Raw genomic sequence first — 26837 nt, forward strand, 5'->3', positions numbered from 1 at the left:
TTGTATTGGGGATTGACGGAGGAGGGATGAAAAGTGAACAGAGATTTTTCCAAGGATGCATTGAACGCCATTAACAAAAAGGCGGGCAAGAACATTACGGAAAGTGCCGTTAAAAAGCTAGCCAGTACGGTCAAACCAGGAACTACGCAGAATGAAGCCCAGCTCCGCCAGTTAATTAAGCAGGTGTCATCGATGGCGAAAGTGCCGGTCAGCGAAGCTACTGTGCAGGAAATTATTAATGCCGTCAAAAAAGGCGGCGCAGGTTCCGGCACAATGGAGTCTTTAATGAAAATGATGCTTAAAAAATAGCTTCAGGTTGGGTGAGCAAAAGATTCTGAATCCATGAGATTCTGTTATCTTTTGCTCTTTTTTTATTTATTGTAAAGCTCTTGCAGCTAAAATATCTTAATAATAATATATAAAAAATGATGTTTTTTTACAGAATAGGATAAGGTCATGATATAATAATCCCTAATATATTACAGGCGAATGGGGGCTTTGACCTTGGATCCGATGACAAAAATGTGGTTGTCTCTGATTGCAATGCTGATTATGGGACTCTCTGTATTTCTGATAACTTTTGCTCGGAGCAAAACAAAGGGACTGCTTAAAGCACTGCTGTCAATCCTTGCGTTTGTCATCATGTTAGTTGGCCTATTGGGCGGAGTTGTTTCAATTATGTAAACAGTTACATAATGTTGAGGAAGGAAGTACCATCATGAAATCGCAAAATGGCGTCACCGTTATGTTTCAACCTGAAGGTCGTAAAGCTGTGGTGAATCGCGGTATCTCGTTACTGGAGGCAGCCCGTAAAGCCGGAGTGACGATTACCACTCGCTGTGGTGGCAAAGCAGGCTGTCTGATGTGCAAGGTTAAAATTGCGAATGAAGAGGCCACAGCACTGAGACCGCCAGGGGATATTGAACGACGTAAGCTTGGAACTACGTTAGAAGAAGGAGTGCGTCTGGCCTGTCAGGCTGCCGTATGGAGCGATGTGACCGTTCAGGTGCCAGAAGATCCGCTTAAGGCTGCTGTACGCCGTAAGCTTGAAGCTGCGCGGCGTGGGGAAGAAGATGAGCTATGGTAGTGCTAGGTTGTCACCGTGGGAGGGACTCGGTTGGAGTTTATACGAAGAAAGAAGAAACTAAAGGCAGGAGCAAGACTTTTTCTGGTAGTGGTGTCAATCGCTCTTACTCTTTCGGGATGTCTTTATCCTGGAGAAGAAAAGCGTGCCAGCGTTAATTATCGAGAAAGTGTTAAGCGGATACAAGCAGCCGTTGATGATTTTCAACAAGAGGAAGGTGTGCTTCCGATCCTTAATGCGGATGAAACTACTCCAAGATATGAGAAGTTCCGGATAGACCTGGGCAAGCTGAACAATAAAGGATATTTGGATGATATTCCGGCTACGGCTTTTGAACAGGGCGGAAGCGCTTATTTCCTTATTTTGAATGAGGAAAGCGATCCTGTTGTTAAGGTTATGGATCTTGTTACCGTCCAGAAGGTGAATGATGTTCAGCGTCAGATTAATCGTTATAAATCAGCTCATGACGGCTCTTTACCCATACTTGATGAGCTATATCCAGGACTATACACCATTGATCCTAAGAAGGCAGGAACAAGCTCCATATCATTAACTAGCGTCTATTCAGGTCAGGTTCTTGATTTCATCATGGATAAGGCTGGAACAGTCTATGTAGATTATGTCTTTGATATTATGGCTGCCATCGATAAGAATGGTGGAGAACATGACGAGAAAAAAGATTTACGGCTAGATTTGGAGGAAGCTTCCTATTACGTGCCCGTGAAGTCTTTGCCGTATCTATGGATTAACAATCAGCCTATTCCGCAGCCTCCAAGTTAAAGTAAAAGTTAAAGTAAAAGTAAAAGTTAAAGTTTAAGAGCGTCTAGGCTTCGGTTTTATCCGAGGAATTAGGCGTTTTTTATTGTTTTGGGCCTTAACAGAAGCTCAATTGTCATAGCGCGTAAGACTGGATTGCTAGAAATGATGGTAAGAAAGGAGATTCAGCTCAAGCTAGAAATAATTCATGAAAAAATCGTAATCGTATAAAATTAGAGGCAAAAGGATGTAGATGACATACTCTAAAATTTCCTTCATGCATATCCACTAAAATAGTTCTATCAATAAATCCTATCTCATATGATGGATGAGTAAGCTTCCGGGCGTCAGACGCCTTGCGGCGCGCACAACTAATTTTTAGAAATTACATTGCAAAATGCGCGATTATGGGTCATAAATTCGTTCCGGATACATATGATGATACTAGTCCAAATGCATGTCCGAGCATTCGGAGTTTAGCGCGGGGCAAGTACGTCCCGGTCGAAAGCAGCTAGGCTTCGGGCGGGCATACGATAAGTCCGGTTGATGTCCTGCAAGGGTCAGATTACCGGCGGAACGCGAAGTCGATGCTCTTCAGGCATTTTTTCTTCGGAGTAATATGAGGAGGGGATCTCTTTTGGAAAAAGTGGATATTTTCAAGGACATTGCCGAGCGTACCGGCGGAGACATTTATCTTGGCGTCGTCGGCGCGGTTCGCACGGGGAAATCGACATTTATCAAGCGCTTCATGGAAACAATTGTCCTGCCTAACATCACGAATGAGGCAGATCGGGTAAGAGCTGTGGATGAGCTTCCGCAAAGCGCAGCAGGCAAAACAATTATGACCACTGAACCTAAGTTCGTGCCTAACAACGCAGTCCAAATCAAGGTTGCGGAAGGGCTTGAGGTTAACGTTCGACTGGTAGACTGTGTGGGTTACGCTGTAGAAGGCGCTAAAGGCTACGAGGATGAGAATGGACCACGAATGATCTCTACACCCTGGTTTGAGGAGCCAATTCCTTTTCAGGAAGCGGCAGAAATCGGGACACGTAAGGTCATTCAGGAGCATTCAACGCTTGGAGTTGTAGTAACAACAGATGGTACGATTGCAGAAATTCCGCGGAACTCGTACGTGGACTCTGAAGAGCGCGTCATTGCAGAGCTGAAGGAAGTGGGTAAGCCATTTGTGCTGGTCATTAACTCCACTCGCCCACGCAGTGAGGAAGCACAACAGCTCCGCAGCGAGCTAGCCATCAAATATGATATTCCTGTCATGACACTCAGCGCAGCAAACATGACCGAAGAGGATGTAACAGGTGTACTGCGTGAAGTATTGTACGAATTCCCTGTTCATGAAGTGAATGTGAACTTGCCAAGCTGGGTCATGGTGCTTGGAGAGAATCACTGGCTGCGTAGTAGCTATGAGAACTCCGTTCGCGATACGGTAAAAGATATTCGCCGCTTGCGGGATGTCGACCGGCTCGTATCTCAGTTCACAGAGTATGATTTTATCGATAAAGCTGGCCTAAGTGGTATGAACATGGGTCAGGGTGTAGCAGAGATCGATCTGTATGCCCCAGAAGAGCTGTATGATCAGGTTCTAATGGAGGTAGTAGGGGTTGAGATCCGCGGTAAGGATCACTTGCTCCAGCTGATGCAGGAATTCTCACACGCGAAAAGGGAGTACGACCGTTTCTCGGAAGCTTTAGAAATGGTCAAGACTACCGGTTATGGTATTGCTGCTCCTTCGCTAGCTGAAATGGCGCTAGATGAACCAGAACTGATTCGCCAAGGCTCTCGTTTCGGGGTTCGCTTAAAGGCCACCGCACCATCTATTCATATGATTCGTGTTGATGTTGAATCTGAGTTCTCACCAATCATTGGTACAGAGAAACAAAGTGAAGAGTTGGTTCGTTATTTGATGCAGGATTTCGAGAATGACCCGATTAAAATTTGGGAATCCGATATTTTTGGGCGCTCCTTGCATTCCATTGTGAGGGAAGGTATTCAAGGCAAGATCGCGATGATGCCGGATAATGCGCGCTACAAATTGCAAGAAACGCTAGGCCGGATCATCAATGAAGGCTCAGGCGGGCTTATTGCAATTATTCTCTAACTAAATTTAAGCAGATTGGAAGAGTGGGAGAGATCCCACTCTTTTTATGCGTAAAAATAACGAAACTTGATTCCTAGTTCCTATAATAACGGTGAATCTGACTCAATTATTTTTCTGAAAAGAAGAATTAACCTGGTCTTATAGGTCTATAAAATTAGATGGGAATGGGATGTTTATGCAAGTATAGATGATAATTTCTACTCCTTTTTTATCTAACTGCTTGAATTTATGGATGGGCTGTATTACTATAAGTTTGTTGCGCTTCAAGGTCTATGGGCGCCAGTGTTAAGTAATAAACGGGATTATCACGTATATTTTACGTTTAAACGGAAACAGTGTATGATACCGGAAATTTACTCAGGGAGGTGAGAAAACATGAATAAATCTGATTTGATCAATGTAGTTACAGAAGCAACTGAACTTCCCAAGAAGGATGCTACTAAAGCTGTAGATGCGGTTTTCGAAGCAATTACAGAAGCGCTGCAAAGCGGTGATAAAGTACAACTGGTTGGATTCGGAAACTTTGAAGTGCGCGAACGTTCCGCACGTAAAGGCCGTAACCCACAAACTGGTGAAGAAATCGAAATTCCTGCAAGCAAGGTACCAGCATTCAAACCTGGTAAGGCGCTGAAAGACGGAATCAAATAAAGATTTCTACATATCAATCCCATAGTCTTTTTAAGTAACAACTATGCCGCCCTCCAAGGCGGCATTTGTTTTTTGGAATAGCATAGGCTGTACATTAGGTTTAGAGGAGGATCAGCGATGACGGATAAAAATACGAGCGACAATCCGCTTCCGACAGGTAGCGACTATATTGTGGTTAAGGCCAAAGAAAATGGCGTTCAAGTCATTGGGCTAACTAGAGGTACGGATACACGCTTTCATCATACAGAGAAGCTAGACAAGGGTGAGGTGTTGATTGCCCAATTTACCGATCATACCTCAGCAATGAAAATCCGCGGAAAAGCTGAAATTTTAACGAAACATGGACAATTGGAAAGTGAAAGCTGAAAAGCAGGCATAGCCTGCTTTTTTTCAAAATATAGTAAGGGTGAATGATCATATCCACAAAAAGTGGGTACTATGGATAAGGGGGCCTGTCCATGAACAAAGCCTGGTTGATCGGTGCGGTATTACTCTTGACTGCGACCTCTGCTATTATTTTGCCGAAACTGGCAGATTTAGACTCATCCGTACAGCAGAGAAATGGGACAGTGGAGACTTTTACTGGCAGCCATAACACAGTGCTTGACAATAACAATCTTGTTGATGTTCTGGGCGCTCTTCCGTTGACCTTATCCATAGATAGCGTAGGCTGGGAAGATCATGTTCTGTCACTGGATCTGAAAGTGAGCGGGAACGATCATGAACCTGAGGAACTCTATCAAAATATGGCTCAGGCCATTTCCTTTGCTATTCAAGAAACCTCGAATGTGGATCAACTTCTACTTCGCATTGTGGTAGAAGATAAATGGCTTGGTAGCCGCCGACTGCTATTTGCTGGTGATATCAGACGTTCTGAGTGGTCTTATACGTTGCAAGAGGAACTTCAGTCTGCGGGTAATTTTCCTATATCGGATCGTCTCAAAACGGGCTTCCGCATTAGTGAAACCGAGCTCTGGAAGAAACAGTTCATTTATCCTTGAATGGATTAAAAGAAACTCAGGCGTACCACAGTGCGTGACAAAAAAACATGTGATATAATAGACAAGATTGTGAACAAACGAATTATTATTATGTCAATGGCTTCGGAGGCTGAAATGAAACCGTACTGCATACCGCAACTGGCTAAACCCTACACCGACTACGACATGATTCAGAAGCATACGGATTTGCCGCCGTTTTCTGATGGCCGGGGTCATTTGTTATATATTTTTCTAAATCACGCTTCTTCTGCAAAAGGAAGTGCCGGAGAGTTGTACACGCTTGTGACAGCGCTTGTTCAACTAGGTCTGGACACACATGAGGTCATTGACCGTTCGAATGATAGACGGGGGGGAGACCCTATGCGTTCCCGTCAATTGAAGGTACTGGCTGGCGATTACTTCAGTAGCTGGTTTTACCATTTGCTTGCAAAGAGTGATCAGATCGAGATGATTGGAATCTTGAGTAAGGCGATTGCAGATTTCAATGTCTTGAAAGCGAATCTCTACGTGAAGATGAGAGGCATACGCCTTTCGGCTGAACAATACTTGCGGCACATGGTACAGCTGAATATGCGGCTGTTCCTTTCTTTTACGCCTATGATTGAGAACTCCTTAGTGGAGCTGTGGGAGAAACTGCTGGCAGAATTCAGTCAGTGCGAGACCGTTGCTATTGAGCTTCTTCGTAGTGATGATCCTGCGAATGCAGGGAATGGCTATTGCTACTGGAAGATGATGGAGACTGCAACGGAGGAAGAACGCAAGCAACTTCAAGACCTGAACCTTGATCAGAAGGAATGGAAGATGCTGAAAATGAAATATAAATGTGATTCGCAACTGACGGACAAGCTTCATCAATCGCTTCAGTCTATTCAGGGACTATTGCAAAGCGTTAAAGACGAGAGTTTACTTAGAGAGCTAGAGATCGCGCTGGATCGTTTTCTCCTGCAGATGAAGGTCACAGGACAAGCAGCCGTGGAGGGTTAAGGGATGACTATGGAAAAAACGACAACTGCTGTGGGTGACAACAGCAAACCAAAAGAGCAGTTTGTACATTCCGTATTTGAGAGTATTGCTGGAAAATACGATTTGATGAATGACATCCTAAGCTTTCGCCGCCACAAGGCATGGCGTAAATTCACGATGAAGAAGATGGGAATGAAGCGCGGGGATTCGGCCGCTGACCTATGTTGTGGAACCTGTGATTGGAGCATTGCTTTGGCGGAAGCCTCGCAGACTGGCAATGTAATCGGACTGGATTTCAGCGCAGGTATGCTTGAAGTAGGTCGCCGTAAAGTGGAAGAACGCAAGCTTCAAGACCGTATTTCGCTAGTGCAGGGCAATGCTATGGAGCTGCCTTTTGAAGACAATGCATTTGATTATGCAACGATTGGATTCGGACTACGCAATGTGCCAGATCCTGTTCAAGTGCTTAACGAAATGAAGCGGGTAGTAAAACCTGGTGGGATGGTTGTATGTTTGGAGCTATCCAAGCCGATGAAACAGCCGTTTAAAGGTGTATATTTCTTTTATTTCCAGCGTGTACTTCCATTGCTTGGTAAGTTATTCGCGAAAAGGTACGAGCAATACAAATGGCTGCCAGAATCATTGGCAATGTTCCCAGACCGGGAGCAACTAGCTACTATTTTCCGTGAAACCGGACTTCAAAAAGTGGAATCCTTCCCCTTGACCGGAGGCATCGCGGCATTACATATTGGGCTCAAGGAGAACGGGAATGTTTAAGAAAATCGGTATCTTTTTACAAATGATTAAGTTTGAACATACGGTATTTGCTTTACCCTTTGCTTTTATGGGTGCTTTACTGGGATCCGTTGTCATGAATGATAACCTCCCATCCTGGAGTCAAATAGGCTGGATTGTAATCGCTATGTTTGGAGCACGCAGTGCAGCTATGGGATTGAATCGATTGATAGACCGAATCAGTGATGCCAAGAATCCACGCACAGCGGGAAGAGCGATTCCGGCAGGGTTACTTAAGATCGGTGAAGTTGTCATTTTTATAGGCATTTCGTTTTTCTTGCTCTTTTGGGCAGCCTTTAAATTGAATTCTTTGTCAGCTAAGCTGTTACCTATCGCTGTATTCCTTCTTGTTATTTATTCATTCACTAAGCGCTTTACATGGGCATGCCATCTTATCCTCGGCCTCACCATTGCGCTAGCACCTCTGGGCGGCTGGGTAGCTGTGACCGGTAGTGTGAATTGGACTTCAATGGTATTCTACTTCACAATTGTGTTTTGGACGGCTGGTTTTGATGTTATATACTCTTGTCAGGATGTTGAATTTGATCTTAAAGAAGGCTTAAAATCCATTCCAGTGCGATTTGGGGTCCAGGGTGCGCTCGTTATTGCCCGAGTGTTTCACATTCTTACGGCGATTGGATTCGTATCGCTGCTGTTTTTGACGGATTTAAGCTGGTGGTATGTGGCAGGTATGATCCTCGCATATATTATTCTCTTTTATGAGCATTATATTGTATCTCCGAGTGATCTCAGCCGTTTGCAGACTGCTTTTTTCACTATGAACGGCGTGCTAAGCATCGTGGTGTTCTCTTTCACTTTGATTGACTTGGTGGTGCATTTCAAAAAATGACGCTTACTAAACCGAAAAACTTCGTGGTTGGAATTACAGGGGCAAGCGGTGCTATTTATGGTATTCGTCTGATCGAAACGTTGCTATCGCTGGGCTACTCCGTTCATTTGGTAGTAAGTAATGCGGGCTGGCGCGTTTTTAAAGAAGAACTAGGTTATATCGCATCAGACCGGGAAGGCTTTTTGAACGAAAAGTTCAAGGGTTATCCCGGTTCTCTACTTTATCATCCTGTCGCTGATATCGGTGCATCTATTGCAAGTGGTTCGTTTCGTGTGGAAGGGATGATTATTATGCCTTGTTCCATGGGGACATTGTCTGCGGTTGCTAATGGAACCTCCGACAATCTGATGACTCGTGCTGCTGATGTTATGCTTAAGGAAGGACGTCCACTGGTCCTTGTTCCTCGTGAGACACCTCTGCATGCAATTCATCTTGAGAATATGTTGAAGCTGTCCCGTCTGGGGGTTCGGATCATTCCGGCAATGCCGGCGTTTTACTTTGGGCCACAAAGTATGGATGATCTGATTAATTTCATGGTAGGTAAAGTGCTTGACAGCTTTAATATTGAACATCAATTATTTCGCAGATGGGGGGATTGAAAGGATGGAGATTGACAGCCACACCATCATAGGCAAAATCAGCTATACTAACTCATGGCCGGTATTTCACAATTTTCATCCCTCTGCACTGAAATATCCGGCAGAGATGGTGAGTGAGGTACCTGCCATTCTTAATCAGGGGATGAGTCGTGGAACGATTCATGTGGGTGCATTATCCTCTTTTGCGTATGCTGAAGCCAGTGATAAGTTATTGCTGTTACCTGATTTATCGGTAAGTGCGGACGGTCCTGTGAGGTCTATTTTTCTTTTTTCTCGAGTGCCTCTTGCACAGATAGGTACAGGTACGATTGCTGTTACGAACACTTCTGCAACATCGGTAAATTTGCTGAAAATTTTAATGGAAAAGGCTTTTGGCAATAAACCAGAATATATTAGCGCTAATCCTGATTTGGATGCTATGATGCATCAAGCAGATGCCTGCTTACTCATTGGTGATCATGCGATTAAAGCCTCTTGGCAGGATCAAGGGTATATCGTTACAGATCTGGCGGAGCTTTGGAAAGAATGGACGGGCTTAGGGATGACCTTTGCGGTCTGGGCAGTGAATCGAAAAGCTGCGAATGACAAACCGGAAGCCATTGCGGAGATTACAGAAGCTTTTGCTGAGAGTAAACTGCGGGGATTAAGTGATTTAGATCCTATAGTACTTGCAGCCTGTACGACAATTGGAGGAACTAGGTCTTATTGGGAAGGGTACTTTCGCAATTTATGCTATGATTTTGGAGAAAGGCAGCAGAAAGGTCTGAACCTCTATTTCCGCTATGCCTATGAGATGGGTCTGCTGCCGCAGGCAGTGAAGATGGAGATTTGGAGTCATAAACTGTTGACACGGGTGAAGGAATGAAACGACTGCAAATATTCGGATTACTGAACAGAGACATGGATCAGATTGAGAAAGATTTGTACCGTAGCGTACAGGGTGATGACGACCTACTAACCGAGACTTCTCTGCATTTATTAAAAGCTGGCGGTAAAAGATTGCGTCCCGTATTTGTTTTGATGGGTGGGAAATTTGGTAAGTATGATCTTGAAAAACTGAAGCGTGTGGCGATACCGCTAGAACTAATTCATAGCGCTTCACTAGTTCACGATGATGTCATTGACGATGCAGAACTGCGCCGAGGTGAACTTACTGTTAAGGCCAAATGGGGCGATAAAATTGCCATGTACACTGGTGACTACATATATGCGAAAGCACTGGTGATGACGACGGAGCTGAAGAATCCGCGAATTCATCAGATTTTGTCCAAGGCCATGATTGAAATGTCGATCGGTGAGATGGAGCAGATTCGTGACTTCTTCAACAGTGAGCAAAGTGTGCGTCATTACCTGCGGCGGATTCGCCGCAAAACAGCGCTGTTGATTGCAGTCAGTTGCCAATTAGGTGCACTTGCTGCTGAAGCTGAACCAGAGGTTGCTCGTCTACTTTATAATTATGGATATAATGTAGGGATGGCCTTCCAGATTCGTGATGATTTACTTGACCTCTCAGGCACCGAAAAGCAAATCGGTAAACCTCCAGGTAGTGATATGCGGCAAGGGAACATCACCCTTCCTGTCATTTATAGCCTGGAAGATGAAAGATTGCGAGCTTCGCTTCTTGAGGAGTTAAAGTCTATTCGTGAAGGGCACAGCACAGTAGGGCGTGCAATTGATCTTATTCTTTCTGGAGACGGAATTGCCCGTTCCGAGCAGCTGGCTTCGCGTTATATCGCGAAGGCACTTGCTGCACTGGATCAGTTGCCTAACAACAAGACTAAGCGTAATCTACGCGATATTGCCTTTTTTGTAACAGGTAGAGCCTATTAGTATTTTGGTGATCATGAAATTAAACGTTTCCAGAAAGCGCGGTTTCTGTTAAGATAGCGTCAAAACAACCCAACGAATGGGAAATTGGAGAGTGCCTCTATGGAAAAGACGTATCTGATGGTCAAACCGGATGGAGTACAACGTGGATTAATTGGGCGTATTGTCTCACGCTTTGAAGATAAGGGCTTTAAGCTGGTCGCTGCAAAGCTGATTACAGTTAGTGAAGACCAAGCAAAAAGACATTATGCGGAGCATGCTGGCAAGGACTTTTTTGCAGAGTTGGTTTCTTTTATAACTTCAGGTCCAGTGTTTGCAATGGTATGGGAAGGTGATGATGTTGTAGCATTATCCCGTATGCTCATTGGTAAGACGAAGGTAGGAGAAGCCTCGCCAGGTACGATTCGAGGCGACTTTGCCAGCCATACACCGCTTAATTTAATTCATGGATCAGACTCGCCTGAAAGTGCAGAACGAGAAATTGCTAATTTCTTTACTCCAGATGAACTGAATCTTTATAACAAAGAGATCGCAGTCTGGATGTAGGAGCTAAGCGGGAGGCGGGGGATTAATATGTCTGATCGTAATGTTGCAGCATTAACAGCAGATTCAGATTACATCGGGTTTATTCATCATGTTAAGCAAAGCACCGGAATTGATCTGGCTCTGTATAAAGAAGCGCAGATGAAGCGGCGTTTAACGACTCTTCGTGTGAAGAATGGATATCAAACCTTTAGTGATTTTTTTGCCGCAATGATGAAGGACAAGGAATTATTTTATGAATTTTTGGACCGAATGACGATTAATGTCTCCGAGTTTTGGCGGAATCCGAATCGGTGGGAAGTACTGCGAGATATCATTCTTCCTGACATACAACAATCTGGTCGCAGATTGAAACTGTGGAGCGCTGCATGTTCCACTGGAGAAGAACCCTATACGCTGGCTATGATTTTATCGGATAAGAATTTATTGGGACAGACTGGCATTCTGGCTACGGATATTGACGACGGTGCGCTTTCCAAAGCAAAGCAAGGACTGTATCTGGAACGTTCTTTAAAAGATGTGCCTAAGGATGTTGCTGCGCGATATTTTAAACCTGACGGTCTTTTATTCAAAGTTAGTGACACGCTTAAGAAAAACATAGATTTTCGTAAACAGAACCTACTGCTGGACAAGTTCGATGAGGGCTTTGATCTTATCATTTGTCGTAATGTAATGATCTATTTTACTGAAGAGGCGAAGAATAAGCTCTACCATAAGTTCTCGGCTAGTTTACGTCCAGGCGGGTATTTGTTTGTAGGTAGTACAGAGCAGATCTTTACGCCAGCGCAATATGGCTTTGAATCGACGGAAACCTTTTTCTATCGTAAAAAATAAATACTTCTTGCTCCTTCGTCTGTACTTTTTTAGGTATACTTTCGCTATCGTTCAGTGATACTGGGTAGTAGAATCTGTAAGCTAAGCGAAAGGATCGTTAAACCGATGGACAAAAGTAAGGTCATTGCCGCGTACAAACGAGGCTTTATTACCGTTCGTGAGTGCGGGCAAATTCTCGGTGTAGAAGAAATGCAATTGAAGCGCCTTCTACAACTGGAAGAGCGTAAGTCTACATTTCCTTCAACAAGTCAGCGGATCGGAAGCTAACAAGTGCCGGACCGAGCCGAGCCGAGGAGCGCCATTTATCACTCTATAGAGTATGAATGGCGCTTTTTCTTTACACAAAAACCAATTCATTTTGTCACGAATGGAGTCGTTTTAGGGAGATCCCTTTCTTGTCAAAGAGGATTGCCTATACTATAATGAGCAAAGATCATTAGGATTTTAGCGGTTTACAGTTTAAAAGTATAGAAGGGGGAACGCAGCATGAGTTTGCGCTATTTAACAGCGGGGGAAACGCACGGCCCCCAGCTTACGGCCATTATTGAGGGATTGCCAAGTAACTTGACATTGGATTTTGAAGAGCTTAATTTTCAATTGCAGCGTCGACAAAAGGGTTATGGACGTGGACGTCGCATGCAGATTGAGAAAGATACGGCACAAATTGTAGGTGGAGTGCGTCATGGCTATACTACAGGTGCTCCAGTAGCCTTGGTAGTAGAGAATAAAGACTGGACCCACTGGAAGAACATCATGAATATCGAGCCTATTCCTGGCAGTGACGAAGAAAAACGCCGCGTAAATCGGCCGCGTCCTGGTCATGCAGACCTGAATGGCGGATTGAAGTACAACCATACGGATCTTCGTAACGTACTGGAGCGCTCCAGTGCCCGCGAAACAGCAGCCAGAGTCGCATGTGGCGCTGTAGCCAGACAGCTGCTTGCAGCTTTTGGCGTGAAAGTAGCAGGGCAAGTTATTCGTATTGGTGAAATTGAAGCGCCTGCAAACGATCTGCCTATCGATGAGCTGATTGAGCGGACAGAACAGTCCTCTGTCAGAGTTGTCGATAAAGAAACGGAACAGAAGATGGAGGCTTACATAGATCAGATTAAGGAAGAGGGCGACTCCATCGGTGGAATCGTTGAATGTATCGTCGAAGGACTTCCTATAGGACTTGGCAGTTATGTACAGTCTGATCGGAAGCTTGACGGAGCAATCGCTGGGGCGGTAATGTCGATTAATGCATTCAAAGGCGTTGAAATTGGCATTGGGTTTGAAGCTGGTAAATTGCGTGGATCGCAAGTCCATGATGAAATTATGTATGAAGCTTCTAAAGGATACTACCGTGCAAGTAATCGCTTAGGTGGTTTTGAAGGTGGTATGACTAACGGCATGCCTGTTGTAGTTCGCGGGGTCATGAAGCCGATCCCTACCCTTTATAAACCGCTTCAAAGTGTGGATATTGACACGAAAGAACCATTTACAGCGCAAGTTGAACGCTCCGACGCTTGTGCAGTTCCAGCGGCATGTGTTGTTCTGGAAAACGTAGTGGCTTGGGAAATCGCTAAAGCATTCCTTGATAAATTCGGTGGCGACTCACTGGAAGAAATTAAAGCGAACTATGAAAATTACCTATCACAGCTGGAGAGTTACTAATTATGCGTACCATTAATGTAGATTTGGGCGACCGCTCGTATCCTATTCATATCGGTAGTGGTTTACTAAAGGACATCGCCCATTATTGTGCTGAGGCTGGATTTTCGGAGCGTAGTCCACTGTTAGTAGTGAGTGATACTGAAGTAGCACCAAGGTACTTGCCGGCTCTTGAAGAAGCTTTGCGTTCTCACGGCTATACAGTGGTTAGTCACATAATGACGGCAGGTGAAGCCTCTAAATCTTTAGCCGTGTATGAAGAAGTCATGACAACCGCAATTCAAGCAGGATTAGACCGCAATTCAGCGGTTTTAGCTTTAGGCGGCGGCGTGGTTGGCGATTTAGCAGGATTTGTAGCAGCAACCTATATGCGTGGAATCGGATTTCTGCAAATTCCGACGACGATCCTAGCGCATGATAGTAGTGTGGGTGGTAAAGTGGCGGTCAATCATCCATTAGCCAAAAATATGATAGGGGCTTTCTATCAACCGTCAATGGTACTCTACGATTTGGATACACTACGTACTCTTCCAGCACGGCAAGTTTCATCAGGTCTGGCTGAAGTGGTAAAGCACGGTCTCCTCGTGGACAAAGAGTTCGCATATTGGTGTCGTGATCATGCCGAAGAGCTGCTAGAGCTGAATGTCGAAGCCTTAGGTTATGCTTTAGAGCGTGGCTGTGCAATTAAGGCAGATGTAGTGGCGAATGATGAGCGTGAGCATGGACTTCGGGCGATCTTAAACCTTGGACATACGATCGGACATGCCATTGAAGCAGTTGGTGGGTATGGTGTGTTTCTGCATGGAGAAGCGATTGCGATTGGGATGGCGGGTTCAGCACTATTGGCTGCGAAGCTTGGGCGGGATACTTCCATATATGAGGATACAGTATCTATGCTGACCGCGCTGTCACTGCCTGTACGGCTTCCTTCCGAGTATGATGAAGATGAACTGATGGACGCTATGATGCATGATAAGAAATTCAAAGAAGGCAAGATGACCTTTATCGTGCCTGATTCCATAGGCTCTGTAAGCATTGTGAACGATGTCCAGGAGTCACTTGTGCGAGAGGTTCTCGCAGAGCTTAAGAAGGAGGGATGACCGTGGTAAACCGAGGAATTCGCGGAGCAACAACCGTGACTAAGAACGAAGAGGCAGAGATTTTACGCGAGACCGTTATATTGCTGCGGGAGATCGTAGAACGTAATGATGTTATAGCTGAGAATATAAGCAATGTATGGATTACGATGACCAATGATCTGGATGCTACATTTCCTGCAAGAGCTATTCGTGAGATTGAGGGCTGGGAAATGGTTCCACTTATGTGTTCAACTGAAATCCCGGTTAAAGGAAGCTTACCAATGTGTATCCGGTTGATGGTACAGATTAATACGGATAAATCGCAGCGTGAGATTCGCCACGTTTATCTGAATGAGGCTCAGAAGCTACGTCCGGATTTATCAGAGAGCAAGTCTTAAATTATAGTTGTGGGTTGTCAATGACCCTTGTCATCATGTATAGTGTATTTAGCCGAGTATAGAAGAGTTTAGTTGAGTTGAGATGAGTATAGTTGAGCAGAGTACGAGAAGTTTTTTTAGATTAGCATGTACCGTGTAAGCAGATTCTTTATTTTGATATGCACTGAAGTTATTTATCATCAGTGATATATCTTATTTAGGGATAAGTCTGTAAACACTACATAATTATGCTAATCCATGCTCAAAAACATATACTTACTTACACAAACCCTCTACTTCGGTAGAGGGTTTTTTTGTATTTCGGAACCATTCATATATCTAAGGGGGCATCTAACAATGACGAATCCAAGTGTTCAAGAGGTGGTAAAGCTGTCGCGGGATTATAATCTGATTCCTGTTGTAAAGCGACTGCTCGCGGATATGGAAACACCTATCCGGTTATTCCAACGTTTCGCTGAACGTGATCGCGCGTTCTTGCTTGAAAGTGTAGAGGGTGGAAAACAATGGGCACGGTATTCGTTTATCGGCAGCGATCCCTTTTTGATGATATCCGGTAAAAAGGGTGCAATTAACGTTGAAGTCGGCGGAGAGAAGAAGCAACTATACGGAAAGCCGATTGAGGAGCTTAAAGCGTTACTCCGTTCATACCGTAGTCCTAAACTTGATGAAATGCCTCCATTTACTGGAGGGGCTATCGGATTTTTCGGATATGATCTGCTGCAATATTATGAGAAGTTACCTCAGCATCCTGTGGATGATCTCCAAATGGATGATATAAGATTTATGTTTTGCGATCGGATCATTGTTTTTGACCATGTGAAGCAACAGATTCTGCTTGTTGGTAACCTGCATGTAAAAGATGGAGATACAGATTCGGATATCAGATCCAATTATGAAAGCCTGAGTCGTAAGCTGGAGGCTATGGCCGAAGATCTACAAAAAGAAGGCCCTAAGGAAAATGTGAATCGCCGCAGCATTCCGCAGGATATCGAGCTTGGAGAGATTCATTCTAATCTCACTAAAGAGCAGTATATCAACAATGTAGAACAGGCGAAGGAATATATTCGTTCAGGCGATATTTTTCAAGTGGTATTGTCACAGCGATTGCATATTGAAACGGAAGTTTCTCCATTGCATGTATACCGGATGCTCAGAACACTTAACCCCTCTCCTTATATGTACTATTTGAAAATGGACGAGGAGATTATTGTTGGCACTTCACCTGAAGCGCTCGTAAAGGTGGATAGAGACCGTGTGGAGACACGGCCGATTGCTGGAACTAGACCAAGGGGTGACAGTGAAGCATCGGACCGGGCGTTTGCTGCGGAGCTCTTAGAGGATGAAAAAGAACGTGCGGAGCATCTGATGCTTGTTGATTTGGGTCGTAATGATCTAGGGAGAGTATCCAAATTTGGTTCAGTAAAATGTGATTCCTTTATGGAGATTGAAAGATACTCCCATGTCATGCACATGGTATCGAATGTGTCAGGAACGCTCAGTGAGGATAAAGATTTCTTTGATGCCTTCCTCTCCTGTCTGCCTGCCGGAACGGTTTCTGGGGCACCGAAGCTACGAGCTATGGAGATTATAGCAGAGCTGGAAAGAGAAGCTCGAGGTGCTTATGCCGGAGCAATTGGATATTTAGGGTTCTCAGGAAACATGGATTCTTGTATCACCATTCGTACCATCATCTTTCGGAAAGGTCGTGCGTACGTACAGGCCGGAGCAGGTATCGTTTGGGATTCGGTTCCCGAGAAAGAGTATGAAGAAACGGTGAATAAGGCGAAGGGTATGCTGAAAGCTATTCGTATGGCAGAAGCTATGTTTCCATCCGAAGTGAAAGAGAAACAAGTTATCAACCAAGATTATATGTACGAATATACCCCTGAACAAGTGGTTTGATTTATATAGTAACTCATTAAGGCTGGGAGGAAGAACATTATGGATGCATCGAAATTAATTCAATCAGGAATCGCCGGACTAATCGAAGGCAAGAATCTGACACGCACAGAAGCACGGAATATAATGGGTGCTATAATGCTAGGAGATGCTTCACAAGCACAAATCGGTTCACTGCTGACCGCTTTACGAATTAAAGGAGAAACCGTGGAGGAGATTACGGGTTTTGCGGAAGCTATGAGAGGGTTCGGCACATCCGTACTGACTGATCGCGCACGCTTGTTAGATACTTGTGGTACGGGCGGTTCCGGCATCCATAAATTTAATATTTCAACCGCCTCAGCGATCATTTCATCAGCGGCTTCTGTAAGAGTAGCCAAGCATGGAAATCGCTCTGCATCTGGCAGAGCGGGAAGTGCGGATGTACTTGAAGCCCTTGGTGTAAATATTCATCTGAATGCAGACCAAGCCCGAGAATGTCTGGATCGTATCGGCATTTGCTTTTTATTCGCACAAATTTATCATCCCTCGATGCGGCATGCAGCAGCTCCTCGTAAAGAGCTTGGTGTACGTACGATCTTCAATATGCTGGGCCCTCTTACGAATCCCGCTGGAGCTGACCGTCAGCTGCTTGGGATTTATGACCGCAATAAGACGGAGACGGTGGCTAATGTACTGAAGGAGCTGGGTTCCAAGCGTGCAATGGTTGTAAGCAGTTCGGATGGTCTGGACGAAATCAGCATCTCAGCCTCTACATTAGTGTCTGAACTAAAAGAGGGTGTAGTGACCACTTATGAAATTACTCCGGAGGGATTAGGTCTTAACAGACATCCGCTTGAAGCTGTTTTGGGTGGAGACGCAGCAGAGAACGCAGCAATTATTACCTCTGTGCTCCAAGGTGAGTTCAATCCCTATCGGGATATCGTGTTAGCTAATGCAGGAGCGTGTATTTATGTTGCGGGTCTGGCAGATACCATGGCCGGAGGCGTAGAGAAAGCTAAAGAAGTAGTGGATTCAGGTAAAGCATTATCCAAGCTGAAACAGCTTGTTGTGATGACGGAGGAGCTTAATTATGTATCTTGATAAAATTGTCGCTACAAAGATCAAAGAGGTAGAGGCGCTCAGTGATAGCTTTTCTCTAGCTCAAGCTGAACGTGATATAGCCGCACTCCCTCAGACTAGAGGCTTTCGTAAGGCAATGACCCAAGGGAAGAACAGGGATATGGGTTTGATTGCGGAGGTAAAGAAGGCATCCCCTTCAAAAGGGTTGATTCGTGAAGATTTCGATCCTGTTTCCATTGCAAAAGGTTATGAAGCGGGCGGCGCTGATTGTTTATCTGTTTTGACGGATACGGATTATTTTCAGGGCAGTGCTGCTTACCTGCAGCAAGTGAAGGAAGCTGTAAATCTGCCGCTGCTCCGCAAAGATTTTATTATCGATGAGAAACAGATTTATGAAGCGCGTATTCTTGGAGCAGATGCGGTGTTGTTAATCGTTGCTATTTTGACACCGGATAAACTGTCTCACTTTATAGAATTAGCTACTGGGCTTGGAATGGATGTATTAATCGAAGTTCATGATCGGAATGAGCTTGCGGTGGTATTAAGCACAGAGAAGATAACACATCCTAATATTCTACTGGGTATTAATAATCGTAATCTGCGTACCTTTGAGACATCCTTAGAGACGACAGCAGAGCTGGCAGCACTAGTACCTCAAGGGGTTCCTGTGATCAGTGAAAGCGGAATTGCAGGGCCGAGTGATATTGACTACCTAAGAACGACTGGCGCTCACGGGGTACTCGTAGGGGAATATCTAATGCGTCAAGCAAATGTAGAAGAAGCGGTAAATGGATTGCTAGGAATGCTTCCAAACGGAAAGGACCGTGTCCGGCATGGCTGAGACATTAGTAAAAATCTGTGGACTTCAGGACGTTGAAGTGCTAAAATGCATGTTACACTTACCACTAGATTATATTGGATTTGTATTCGCACCTAGCCGTCGCAGGGTTACTCTGGAGCGTGCTTCCGAACTGATTGCTGAACTTCCGCAATGGAAGACTAGTGAAAAACCAAAAGCTGCTGGGGTTTTTGTTAATCCAGAGCTGGATGAGCTGAGTGAAATGCTCTCCGTTGTGTCACTAGATGTCATTCAGCTACATGGGCAGGAAAGTCCAGCCTTTTGTCAAAAGGTTCGTCATGCTTTCCCACAAGTTCAGGTGTGGAAGGCATTGTCTGTTGCTGATAAAGAGCGTGATGACGCTGATAACAAATATACATTGGAACAATACGCAGGCTTCGTTGATGCTGTATTGTTAGATACTTATGATCCTCAGCAGAGCGGCGGCTCTGGGCGCACGTTCGCTTGGGAGAGGTTGCCTGATTATCAGGAAATCGCGCTACGAAATGGTTTGCCGTTATTTGTGGCTGGAGGACTTCATCCTAATAATGTAGGAGAGTTGCTGGATACTTATGCTCCGTACGGAGTAGACGTATCTAGCGGAGTAGAGAGTGAAGGCGTTAAAGATATTATTAAAATGACAGCTTTTGTGGAAAGGGTGAAGCAATCATGACACAAGTACCGGACCAGCATGGACGTTTCGGTTCATTCGGAGGGCGCTTCGTGCCCGAAACTTTGATGACTGCATTGATTGAGCTGGAGGAAGCCTATCAGAAGTATTCGGCGGACCCGGCTTTTCAAGAAGAAATAGATTATCTATTAAAGCAATATTCCGGACGGGAGACCCCGCTGTATTATGCGGAACGTCTAAGTAAACATCTGGGAGAAGCAAAAATATATTTGAAGCGTGAAGATTTGAATCATACAGGTGCTCATAAGATTAACAATGCGATTGGTCAGGGAATTCTGGCTAAAATGATGGGTAAAACCAAGGTGATCGCTGAGACAGGAGCTGGTCAGCATGGTGTAGCTACTGCTACAGTTGCAGCTCTGCTTGGTATGGAATGTAAGGTGTTTATGGGGGAAGAGGATACTCGTCGCCAGGCACTCAATGTATTCCGTATGAAGCTGCTTGGTGCTGAGGTGATTCCCGTTACTTCCGGATCGCGCACTTTAAAAGATGCTGGAAACGAAGCGCTACGCTACTGGGTTAGCAATGTGGAAGATACTTTTTATATCCTCGGTTCTGCCGTAGGCCCACATCCTTATCCAATGATGGTTCGTAACTTTCAGCGGGTTATTGGTGATGAGACGCGGCGCCAGATTCTGGAGGCTGAAGGAAGGCTGCCAGATGTGCTCGTAGCTGCTGTAGGTGGCGGTAGTAATGCTATCGGCATGTTCTATCCCTTCGTAGAGGATAAAAGTGTCGGTATGATTGGTGTTGAGGCAGCAGGCAAAGGAATTGACACACCATTTCATGCGGCGACGATGAGTAAGGGGACTCATGGCGTATTCCAGGGTTCGATGAGTTACCTTCTGCAGGATGAACATGGTCAAGTAACAGAGGCTCATTCCATCTCCGCAGGTCTGGATTATCCTGGCGTAGGTCCTGAACACTCCTATTTAAAAGATATCGAACGCGCAAAATACGTTCCGATTACGGATGCAGAGGCACTCGATGCACTGAAGCTGTTATGTGTAACGGAAGGTATTATTCCAGCTTTAGAGTCAGCACATGCGATAGCCCATGTAGTGAAGATGGGTCCAACCCTTACCAAGGATGATATTGTTGTTATCTGCCTGTCAGGCCGGGGAGACAAAGATGTGGAATCGATCATGGCCTACACAGAAGGGAAGGGAAACGAATGACAACCGAGACTACAAACCGAATGGATTTGGTATTCTGGAAGCTTAAGGCTGAAGAACAGACGGCATTAATTCCTTTTCTGACGGTTGGAGACCCTGATCTGGAGACTACTCTTGCCATCATTGCAGAACTGGAGGCGGCAGGTGCAGACATTCTGGAGCTAGGAGTACCTTACTCTGATCCACTAGCAGATGGCCCTGTCATTCAGCGAGCGTCTGCACGAGCTCTGCGGGGTGAGGTTCACCTGCGTACCTGTATGGAGACCGCGTTAAAAGCTCGTCAAGCCGGAAGCAGCTTGCCCTTTATCTTGTTTTCCTATTACAATCCTATCCTGCAAATGGGGCTGGATACATTTTTCGCAGAACTGAACGCTCATGAGATTAGTGGCCTTATTATTCCAGATCTTCCTGTCGAGGAATCAGGGGAGATGCGTCGCCGCAGTAGTGAGGTTGGCGTTAATCTCATTCCACTAGTTGCTCCGACCTCAAGTGAACGTATTGCGAAGATTGTCTCAGGTGCGAGTGGGTTTATCTATTGTGTATCCTCGTTAGGTGTGACAGGGGAACGATCCACTTTCCATGCTGATGTAGAGGCATTTATTGATTCCGTGCGTCAAGCTACGGATCTGCCAGTGGCTGTAGGATTTGGGATCTCAACTGGGGAACAGGTTGCCCGCTTTTCTCAGATTTGCGATGGTGTTGTTGTAGGTAGTGCGATTGTTCGCAAAATTGAAGAGGTCATTCCGCTGCTAGATAATCCCGCTACACGGAATGAGGGGCTGTTGCAAATTCGAAAATTTGTGGCACAATTAAAAAGACCATAACAGTGTCATTTTGACCTGTGTATGGTGGAGTAATCAATTATGGAGAGCGAGGACTATTCATGAATCCAAAACCGAATATAGTTAATCTTCCTGTCTACAAACCAGGGAAACCTATAGACGAAGTTAAGAAGGAGCTCGGCTTAAGTGAGGTTATTAAGCTTGCATCCAATGAGAACCCGTATGGAGCTTCCCCGAGGTCTAAAGAAGCTATTCTAGCAGAGCTTGAGAATCTTTATCTATATCCAGACGGATCGGCCGTTGAGTTGACGGCAGCACTTGCCAACCGTCTTGGTGTGAATAGCGATAATATTATTTTTGGCTGTGGTTCTGATGAGATTATTGCTCTTATTGCTCGTGCCTTCTTCTTGAAAGGTGATGAGACAATTATGGCTGACCAGACCTTCTCTGTGTATAAGAGTAACGCAGAAATCGAAGGCGCTGTATCCATTGAGGTACCACTTGTAAATGGTACACATGATCTGGATGGGATGCTGGCCCGTATTACGGACCGTACGAAGGTTATCTGGATCTGTAATCCGAATAACCCGACAGGAACGATTGTACCAGAGGAAGCCTTGGTTTCTTTCCTTGCTGCTGTTCCTTCCAATGTAATGGTTGTCCTTGATGAAGCATACTGTGAGTACGTAACAGATCTTTCTTACTCCAACGGTATCCAATTATTAAATCGGTTTAAGAACCTGGTTGTGCTTCGCACATTCTCCAAAATTTATGGCTTAGCTGCTATGCGTATTGGATACGGTGTTGCGAGTCCTGAGATCATTTCGTTGATCAACAAGGTACGTGAGCCTTTTAATACCTCTCGTCTTGCGCAAGCTGCAGCTCTTGCTGCTTTGAATGACCAAGATCACGTGGAGGAATGCCGTCGTCTTAATAGCGCGGGTATTGTCCAATTACAAGGTGAATTCAAACGTCTGGGCCTAGAATCCTTCCCTGCACACGGGAACTTCATTATGGTAGATGTTCGTAAACCTGCAACCGAGGTTTTCGATGCTTTGATGCGTAAAGGAATCATAGTAAGAGCGGGTCATCAAGTTTACCCTACTTATATTCGTGTTACTGTGGGCTCTGCTGAACAGAACAAAGTGTTTATAACTGCGCTGGAACAAACGCTTATAGAGTATGGTGTGCGCGCTTAGTAATAAATAGCAAGACTAGACTAAAAAAGGCAGGTAGTTCAAAGAACATGACGACAAAAATAGCTATATTCGGTGTCGGTCTGATCGGAGGCTCACTGGCCCTTTGCTTTAAAGGCAAGGAGGGCCTGACCATCGTAGGACATGCCCACCGTCCTGAATCCGCGAGTAAATATATAAGCAGAGGTGTGGTTGATCAAGCCACGCTTTCTGTTGAAGAAGCGGCACATGATGCTGATTTCATTTTTTTATGTGTGCCAGTAGGGATGTTAGAGGATTATCTGCAGCAATTAAGTAAATTGCCTCTAAAACCCGGCTGCATTATTACAGATGTAGGAAGCACGAAAGCTAGTATTGCAGCATGTGCGGTCTCATTAGATATTCCAGGAGTACATTTTATCGGCGGACACCCCATGGCAGGATCAGAGCGCTCAGGTGTTGAGGCAGCTTCATCACTGCTATTTGAGAATGCCTATTATGTGTTGACGCCTCCTCCAGGAGTGCCAGACGATGCTTATCATGCACTGGAGTCTTTACTACACCACACAAGAGCGCAGATTGTACGCCTTGATCCAGAACGTCATGATGAGATTGTAGGTGCCATTAGTCATTTACCGCATATTATTGCTGTTGCTTTGGTAAATCAGATTCGTGTCTATGACGATACTGACTCCTTATATAGCACGTTAGCTGCAGGGGGCTTTCGGGATATCACTCGGATTGCGTCCAGCGATCCTATAATTTGGCGAGATATTTTGTTGAACAATCGTTCCGTAATGCTTCGTTTATTAAAGGATTGGAACGAGGAAGTTTCTTCTTTTGTTCGTCTACTGGAAGGTGCAGATGGCGTAGGGATTGAAGAGGCATTTCAAGAAGCGAATGGCTTCCGCAGTCAGTTGCCTGAACGGCGTAAAGGCATGATAGCACCTTTATTCGACCTACATATTGATGTACCGGATCATCCGGGGATTATCGGTCGTATCGCTACTGAGCTGGGGAACCAAGGCATTAACCTTAGCAACTTACAAATCATCGAGAGTCGTGAAGATGTGCCGGGTATTATGCGCCTATCTTTTCGTCAGGAGAACGATATGGAACGAGCGAAAGTGCTGCTGCAGCAGCACGATTATACTGTATATGTGTAGTAAGCAGCCCTTCCATTATGGAGGGGCTTTTTTTGTTATGTATCAATGCAGAAGTGGGTATTAATGATTGGGGTTATTTCGGAGGATCCGTACGTTCTAAATAGTAGTGATGTTAGCTTAATCTAGAACAGGAAGATACAGCGCTTACAGGACAAAAAAAGACCGCTTACAAAGTAAGCGGCTACAGTTCACAATAAATTGGAACCGTGTAGTATTTGGATAGGAGTGGAGAGAAACCATACTGTACTTTTATTATATGTATACGTTTACATTTTGTCAACAGTTTATTAAAAAGAGATTAAAGTCATATTATAGTGACTAAAGTCTTATAGATCCTTAAGGATGCTTTGGTATGCTTAGCGACACAGCCCGTAAGTTAATTATGATATTGAAGCATTCTTCGGTCTATCATTCTCATATGCCAACCCTACAAGAACTAATAATCAAAAGCGGACGCACTCCCGATAAAATTCATAAGGCATTTCATGAACTAGTTGATGAAGTTTATATCGAATGGGAGCCACACACTGCCTTAGAGAGTGCTGTAATCATTAAAGGTTGGGAAACTCCTGACATAAGACTTAAAACCTCCTAGACAGACGGATTTGAGATAGGGTGGGGCCTAGATGGAAGTAATATCGAATACTGGACAAAATATTAGGAGGATAAAATAGTGAGAAAAAAGTTAGAAGGAAATGGTCTTGGGGAGAGTAGCCGAATGATTATGCCTGAATACGGACGACATATAATTGCAGATCATCATAATCAAGAGATCCGCAACAAACCCGAGCTTGATCCTCTAGCATGGGATGAAATCCATCAATTAGTGGCTAAGTCAATTGAGGATCATAGTGCAATTACATTAACTATGTTCGATTCTAATGAGAATAAAGTAATCGAAGGAATTGCTACGAGGATCGATAAACAATTGAATCAAATCAAAATGAGATGGCCAAATGATGACTATGATTGGATCAAAATAGATAATATTATTAGTGCTAGTTTGTAGTGAATATCTTTTTGATAAAATAAATAGCCCTGGCGCTTATAAATAAGTATCTAATAATATTTTCTATAAATAATAGTATACTAATGTATATTTTGATAGATGAATGCACGCCTGTTGATTAACCAAAATAAGGGATTACTAAATTGAAAAAAGATCGCCCTTTCTATAAAATCGTATGCACCACACACCACGATTTGAAAGAGGCGACCTCATGAAAAAGTCTACCACGTTTACAAACCTAGTTCAAACTCTTCTTAATGAAGAAGATGTGAAGAGGATCCTAGAAGATTTAGATTATAAAGATACTGCGACAAAATTTACAGCTCATCAGTTGTTGTTGTTTTTCACTCATTCTGCTCTTGGTGAATGGGAAAGCTATCGCTCAGCTGTTGGGAAAGCCGTTACTTGTGGCCTTCGTAATATTGATTATTCAACCTTTTCCACGAAAGCTAGTAATGTACCTTATGAGTTGTTCAAGCAACTGTTTCATTTACTTCTGTCCAGATGTAATCGAGCAACAAGACGCCATCTTCGTATCCCAAAAGATCTATTATTAGTAGATTCTACAACGATTACGGTAGGCAAAAGTCGTCTTCCTTGGGCCCTTTTTCACGGTCAACGGGCGGGTATTAAACTTCATGTTGCACTTAGTGCTGCCACGGAACAACCTGCTCAAGTCATTGAAACAATCGGTAAAGTCCACGATGGTCCCATCGGCGAAAAACTTGCAGATAAGAATTACATTCTGGTTCAAGACCGTGCTTACGGAAAAATCAAACGATTTGATCAATATGCTAGAGAACAGCAGTATTTTGTTACTCGTATCAAAGAAAACGTCATGCTTGTAAAGCCCCATTCGTTAAAACGACAATCCATTGAAGACTCGAATATTACGAAAGATATTACTTGCTACCTAGGAACACCGCAGAGTCAGTCAGAACTTCGTCACCGTGTGGTAATATTCCAGGATAACAATCAAAATGAGATTCGCGTTGTCACCAATCTCATGCATGTATCGGCCGAACAAATCGCTGACATGTACAAGGCACGTTGGGGCATCGAAGTGTTCTTTAGATGGATTAAGCAAAACTTAAATGTCCCTGTTCTTTTTGGTACGACAAAGAATGCCGTATTTAATCAATTGTTCGCAGCACTCATGACATACGTGCTTTTAAAGTGGTTATATAATCATTCAAAACCATACGTAATCGCTTGTAAATCAATACCTCTCATTCGATTTAAGGAACAAATCGAAGACGATCAATTACAAGTTGAATGGATTTTAGCTATTGCTAGGGTACTCAAAAAGTCCGTCTATTTGTCGAACCTTATAATTCCAATATCTGGTTAATCAACAGGCGTGAGATGAATGCTTATATTATTATATGAATAGGGATAAAACTGCTAGAAAAAAACCTGGACTCTTTATGAGTGCAGGTTTTTTTCTGAACCAAAAGACACTATGCTAGATAATTTACATAGCTTGAAAGAGGAAAGAAGGTGATTAAATGAAGTAAATAGGTGGAAAATGGTATGTCTCTTCAGCTAACGTTGGCAACGCCCGTTCAGGTTTAATCCGTTGGTTGGAGCAAGGTGAAAGAATTGATCAAGATGCTGTGCGAAGTACCTTGAAAAGCACTAGCAATTTGCAGGATAATATTGTAAATTACCATCGTTGTCGGTGAATTAACGCAATCCTTGAAAGATGACACAATCGCATAAAGGCTTACCAGCGACGACACTATTTCACATTAATCGTGAGTGCTACAAAGCAGGTATTTTGATTGAGTGTTATCGACTACGTTTATCATAAAAAACTCAACTGCTATTTTTTTGATTCAACCCTTTTTTCTAATTATCTCTCTAATTTTAGGATCATCTATATTAAGTGAAG

The 26837-nt window shown here is 44.2% G+C and carries 30 protein-coding genes; all 30 read left to right on the forward strand.

The genetic code is table 11. The features are described from left to right. The first annotated feature begins 33 nt into the window (after positions 1 to 33). The 30 genes from L1028_RS04625 to L1028_RS04770 all read left to right on the forward strand — a co-directional run bounded on the left by L1028_RS04625 (position 34) and on the right by L1028_RS04770 (position 26294). Positions 34 to 309 carry a stage VI sporulation protein F gene (locus L1028_RS04625; protein ID WP_234531851.1) on the forward strand — a complete coding sequence of 92 codons (276 nt, stop codon included), beginning with the start codon at positions 34 to 36 and terminating at the stop codon, positions 307 to 309. A 195-nt stretch (positions 310 to 504) separates the two neighbouring features. Then, the gene (locus L1028_RS04630; RefSeq protein WP_042129589.1) at positions 505 to 684 is read left to right on the forward strand and encodes a DUF2768 family protein; all 180 of its coding nucleotides are present in this window, start codon (positions 505 to 507) and stop codon (positions 682 to 684) included. A gap of 34 nt (positions 685 to 718) precedes the next feature. After that, positions 719 to 1087 (forward strand): 2Fe-2S iron-sulfur cluster-binding protein, encoded by a 369-nt coding sequence (locus L1028_RS04635; RefSeq protein WP_234531853.1) that lies wholly within the window; start codon positions 719 to 721, stop codon positions 1085 to 1087. 30 nt (positions 1088 to 1117) lie between these two features. Beyond that, the gene (locus tag L1028_RS04640; protein WP_234531855.1) at positions 1118 to 1864 is read left to right on the forward strand and encodes a DUF3939 domain-containing protein; all 747 of its coding nucleotides are present in this window, start codon (positions 1118 to 1120) and stop codon (positions 1862 to 1864) included. A gap of 613 nt (positions 1865 to 2477) precedes the next feature. Next, the gene (gene spoIVA / locus L1028_RS04645) at positions 2478 to 3956 is read left to right on the forward strand and encodes a stage IV sporulation protein A (RefSeq protein ID WP_042129583.1); all 1479 of its coding nucleotides are present in this window, start codon (positions 2478 to 2480) and stop codon (positions 3954 to 3956) included. A gap of 375 nt (positions 3957 to 4331) precedes the next feature. Beyond that, positions 4332 to 4604 (forward strand): HU family DNA-binding protein, encoded by a 273-nt coding sequence (locus L1028_RS04650; RefSeq protein ID WP_036676223.1) that lies wholly within the window; start codon positions 4332 to 4334, stop codon positions 4602 to 4604. Between the two features lie 117 nt (positions 4605 to 4721). Then, positions 4722 to 4970, forward strand: a complete 249-nt coding sequence (gene mtrB / locus L1028_RS04655) for a trp RNA-binding attenuation protein MtrB (protein ID WP_234531857.1) — start codon at positions 4722 to 4724, stop codon at positions 4968 to 4970. Between the two features lie 92 nt (positions 4971 to 5062). Next, on the forward strand, positions 5063 to 5605 hold the full coding sequence (locus tag L1028_RS04660; RefSeq protein WP_234531859.1) for a hypothetical protein: 543 nt from the start codon (positions 5063 to 5065) through the stop codon (positions 5603 to 5605). Between the two features lie 30 nt (positions 5606 to 5635). Continuing rightward, positions 5636 to 6589, forward strand: coding sequence for a heptaprenyl diphosphate synthase component 1 (locus L1028_RS04665; RefSeq protein ID WP_231573320.1), 954 nt, complete (start codon positions 5636 to 5638; stop codon positions 6587 to 6589). A 3-nt stretch (positions 6590 to 6592) separates the two neighbouring features. Next, complete coding sequence (locus L1028_RS04670) at positions 6593 to 7345, forward strand: demethylmenaquinone methyltransferase (RefSeq protein ID WP_234531862.1); 753 nt, start codon at positions 6593 to 6595, stop codon at positions 7343 to 7345. Next, positions 7338 to 8213: a UbiA-like polyprenyltransferase gene (locus L1028_RS04675; protein WP_234531863.1), complete on the forward strand. Its 876-nt coding sequence runs from the start codon at positions 7338 to 7340 to the stop codon at positions 8211 to 8213. Before L1028_RS04670 ends, L1028_RS04675 begins: the two co-directional genes overlap by 8 nt. Then, on the forward strand, positions 8210 to 8812 hold the full coding sequence (locus L1028_RS04680; protein ID WP_042190195.1) for a UbiX family flavin prenyltransferase: 603 nt from the start codon (positions 8210 to 8212) through the stop codon (positions 8810 to 8812). Before L1028_RS04675 ends, L1028_RS04680 begins: the two co-directional genes overlap by 4 nt. Positions 8813 to 8816: 4 nt before the next feature. Further along, positions 8817 to 9677, forward strand: a complete 861-nt coding sequence (locus L1028_RS04685) for a menaquinone biosynthetic enzyme MqnA/MqnD family protein (protein ID WP_234531866.1) — start codon at positions 8817 to 8819, stop codon at positions 9675 to 9677. Next, entirely contained in the window at positions 9674 to 10642 is a 969-nt protein-coding gene (locus L1028_RS04690) for a polyprenyl synthetase family protein (protein ID WP_234531868.1), read from the forward strand. Before L1028_RS04685 ends, L1028_RS04690 begins: the two co-directional genes overlap by 4 nt. A gap of 99 nt (positions 10643 to 10741) precedes the next feature. Continuing rightward, positions 10742 to 11185 (forward strand): nucleoside-diphosphate kinase, encoded by a 444-nt coding sequence (gene ndk / locus L1028_RS04695; RefSeq protein ID WP_234531870.1) that lies wholly within the window; start codon positions 10742 to 10744, stop codon positions 11183 to 11185. 27 nt (positions 11186 to 11212) lie between these two features. Further along, positions 11213 to 12016 carry a CheR family methyltransferase gene (locus L1028_RS04700; protein WP_234531872.1) on the forward strand — a complete coding sequence of 268 codons (804 nt, stop codon included), beginning with the start codon at positions 11213 to 11215 and terminating at the stop codon, positions 12014 to 12016. A 105-nt stretch (positions 12017 to 12121) separates the two neighbouring features. Then, positions 12122 to 12283 carry a hypothetical protein gene (locus L1028_RS04705; protein ID WP_170880309.1) on the forward strand — a complete coding sequence of 54 codons (162 nt, stop codon included), beginning with the start codon at positions 12122 to 12124 and terminating at the stop codon, positions 12281 to 12283. Positions 12284 to 12502: 219 nt separating this feature from the next. Beyond that, on the forward strand, positions 12503 to 13672 hold the full coding sequence (gene aroC, locus L1028_RS04710; RefSeq protein ID WP_042190184.1) for a chorismate synthase: 1170 nt from the start codon (positions 12503 to 12505) through the stop codon (positions 13670 to 13672). A gap of 2 nt (positions 13673 to 13674) precedes the next feature. Beyond that, positions 13675 to 14769, forward strand: coding sequence for a 3-dehydroquinate synthase (aroB, locus tag L1028_RS04715; RefSeq protein ID WP_234531874.1), 1095 nt, complete (start codon positions 13675 to 13677; stop codon positions 14767 to 14769). A 2-nt stretch (positions 14770 to 14771) separates the two neighbouring features. Then, complete coding sequence (gene aroH / locus L1028_RS04720) at positions 14772 to 15146, forward strand: chorismate mutase (RefSeq protein WP_042190180.1); 375 nt, start codon at positions 14772 to 14774, stop codon at positions 15144 to 15146. Positions 15147 to 15482: 336 nt separating this feature from the next. After that, complete coding sequence (gene trpE, locus L1028_RS04725) at positions 15483 to 17048, forward strand: anthranilate synthase component I (RefSeq protein ID WP_234531875.1); 1566 nt, start codon at positions 15483 to 15485, stop codon at positions 17046 to 17048. A 39-nt stretch (positions 17049 to 17087) separates the two neighbouring features. Further along, a complete protein-coding gene (trpD, locus tag L1028_RS04730) occupies positions 17088 to 18128 on the forward strand; it encodes an anthranilate phosphoribosyltransferase (protein WP_234531876.1) in 1041 nt (346 codons plus the stop codon). Beyond that, a complete protein-coding gene (trpC, locus tag L1028_RS04735; RefSeq protein WP_234531877.1) occupies positions 18118 to 18948 on the forward strand; it encodes an indole-3-glycerol phosphate synthase TrpC in 831 nt (276 codons plus the stop codon). Before trpD ends, trpC begins: the two co-directional genes overlap by 11 nt. Then, positions 18941 to 19618, forward strand: coding sequence for a phosphoribosylanthranilate isomerase (locus L1028_RS04740; RefSeq protein ID WP_234531878.1), 678 nt, complete (start codon positions 18941 to 18943; stop codon positions 19616 to 19618). Before trpC ends, L1028_RS04740 begins: the two co-directional genes overlap by 8 nt. Continuing rightward, a complete protein-coding gene (gene trpB / locus L1028_RS04745) occupies positions 19615 to 20814 on the forward strand; it encodes a tryptophan synthase subunit beta (RefSeq protein WP_234531879.1) in 1200 nt (399 codons plus the stop codon). Before L1028_RS04740 ends, trpB begins: the two co-directional genes overlap by 4 nt. Beyond that, positions 20811 to 21635, forward strand: coding sequence for a tryptophan synthase subunit alpha (gene trpA / locus L1028_RS04750; RefSeq protein WP_234531889.1), 825 nt, complete (start codon positions 20811 to 20813; stop codon positions 21633 to 21635). Before trpB ends, trpA begins: the two co-directional genes overlap by 4 nt. Before the next feature lie 59 nt (positions 21636 to 21694). After that, entirely contained in the window at positions 21695 to 22792 is a 1098-nt protein-coding gene (gene hisC, locus L1028_RS04755) for a histidinol-phosphate transaminase (protein ID WP_234531891.1), read from the forward strand. A gap of 47 nt (positions 22793 to 22839) precedes the next feature. Beyond that, a complete protein-coding gene (locus L1028_RS04760) occupies positions 22840 to 23934 on the forward strand; it encodes a prephenate dehydrogenase (RefSeq protein WP_234531893.1) in 1095 nt (364 codons plus the stop codon). A gap of 673 nt (positions 23935 to 24607) precedes the next feature. Then, positions 24608 to 24943 carry a YolD-like family protein gene (locus tag L1028_RS04765; protein WP_234531895.1) on the forward strand — a complete coding sequence of 112 codons (336 nt, stop codon included), beginning with the start codon at positions 24608 to 24610 and terminating at the stop codon, positions 24941 to 24943. Positions 24944 to 25154: 211 nt separating this feature from the next. After that, positions 25155 to 26294: an IS4 family transposase gene (locus L1028_RS04770; RefSeq protein WP_234531896.1), complete on the forward strand. Its 1140-nt coding sequence runs from the start codon at positions 25155 to 25157 to the stop codon at positions 26292 to 26294. The last annotated feature ends 543 nt before the right edge of the window (positions 26295 to 26837 follow it).

Source organism: Paenibacillus pseudetheri (assembly GCF_924513355.1).
In the GTDB taxonomy this organism is placed as follows: domain Bacteria; phylum Bacillota; class Bacilli; order Paenibacillales; family Paenibacillaceae; genus Paenibacillus_AQ; species Paenibacillus_AQ pseudetheri.

Bases quoted from the DNA above. Each gene is read 5' to 3' on its own strand.
- L1028_RS04650 (WP_036676223.1), top strand. From the start codon at position 4,332: ATGAATAAATCTGATTTGATCAATGTAGTTACAGAAGCAACTGAACTT.
- aroB (WP_234531874.1), top strand. From the start codon at position 13,675: ATGCGTACCATTAATGTAGATTTGGGCGACCGCTCGTATCCTATTCAT.
- L1028_RS04675 (WP_234531863.1), top strand. From the start codon at position 7,338: ATGTTTAAGAAAATCGGTATCTTTTTACAAATGATTAAGTTTGAACAT.
- L1028_RS04685 (WP_234531866.1), top strand. From the start codon at position 8,817: ATGGAGATTGACAGCCACACCATCATAGGCAAAATCAGCTATACTAAC.
- L1028_RS04740 (WP_234531878.1), top strand. From the start codon at position 18,941: ATGGCTGAGACATTAGTAAAAATCTGTGGACTTCAGGACGTTGAAGTG.
- trpA (WP_234531889.1), top strand. From the start codon at position 20,811: ATGACAACCGAGACTACAAACCGAATGGATTTGGTATTCTGGAAGCTT.
- mtrB (WP_234531857.1), top strand. From the start codon at position 4,722: ATGACGGATAAAAATACGAGCGACAATCCGCTTCCGACAGGTAGCGAC.
- trpC (WP_234531877.1), top strand. From the start codon at position 18,118: ATGTATCTTGATAAAATTGTCGCTACAAAGATCAAAGAGGTAGAGGCG.
- L1028_RS04690 (WP_234531868.1), top strand. From the start codon at position 9,674: ATGAAACGACTGCAAATATTCGGATTACTGAACAGAGACATGGATCAG.
- L1028_RS04700 (WP_234531872.1), top strand. From the start codon at position 11,213: ATGTCTGATCGTAATGTTGCAGCATTAACAGCAGATTCAGATTACATC.
- L1028_RS04705 (WP_170880309.1), top strand. From the start codon at position 12,122: ATGGACAAAAGTAAGGTCATTGCCGCGTACAAACGAGGCTTTATTACC.
- ndk (WP_234531870.1), top strand. From the start codon at position 10,742: ATGGAAAAGACGTATCTGATGGTCAAACCGGATGGAGTACAACGTGGA.
- trpD (WP_234531876.1), top strand. From the start codon at position 17,088: ATGGATGCATCGAAATTAATTCAATCAGGAATCGCCGGACTAATCGAA.
- L1028_RS04635 (WP_234531853.1), top strand. From the start codon at position 719: ATGAAATCGCAAAATGGCGTCACCGTTATGTTTCAACCTGAAGGTCGT.
- hisC (WP_234531891.1), top strand. From the start codon at position 21,695: ATGAATCCAAAACCGAATATAGTTAATCTTCCTGTCTACAAACCAGGG.
- L1028_RS04670 (WP_234531862.1), top strand. From the start codon at position 6,593: ATGACTATGGAAAAAACGACAACTGCTGTGGGTGACAACAGCAAACCA.
- L1028_RS04770 (WP_234531896.1), top strand. From the start codon at position 25,155: ATGAAAAAGTCTACCACGTTTACAAACCTAGTTCAAACTCTTCTTAAT.
- trpE (WP_234531875.1), top strand. From the start codon at position 15,483: ATGACGAATCCAAGTGTTCAAGAGGTGGTAAAGCTGTCGCGGGATTAT.
- L1028_RS04760 (WP_234531893.1), top strand. From the start codon at position 22,840: ATGACGACAAAAATAGCTATATTCGGTGTCGGTCTGATCGGAGGCTCA.
- aroC (WP_042190184.1), top strand. From the start codon at position 12,503: ATGAGTTTGCGCTATTTAACAGCGGGGGAAACGCACGGCCCCCAGCTT.
- trpB (WP_234531879.1), top strand. From the start codon at position 19,615: ATGACACAAGTACCGGACCAGCATGGACGTTTCGGTTCATTCGGAGGG.
- L1028_RS04680 (WP_042190195.1), top strand. From the start codon at position 8,210: ATGACGCTTACTAAACCGAAAAACTTCGTGGTTGGAATTACAGGGGCA.
- L1028_RS04660 (WP_234531859.1), top strand. From the start codon at position 5,063: ATGAACAAAGCCTGGTTGATCGGTGCGGTATTACTCTTGACTGCGACC.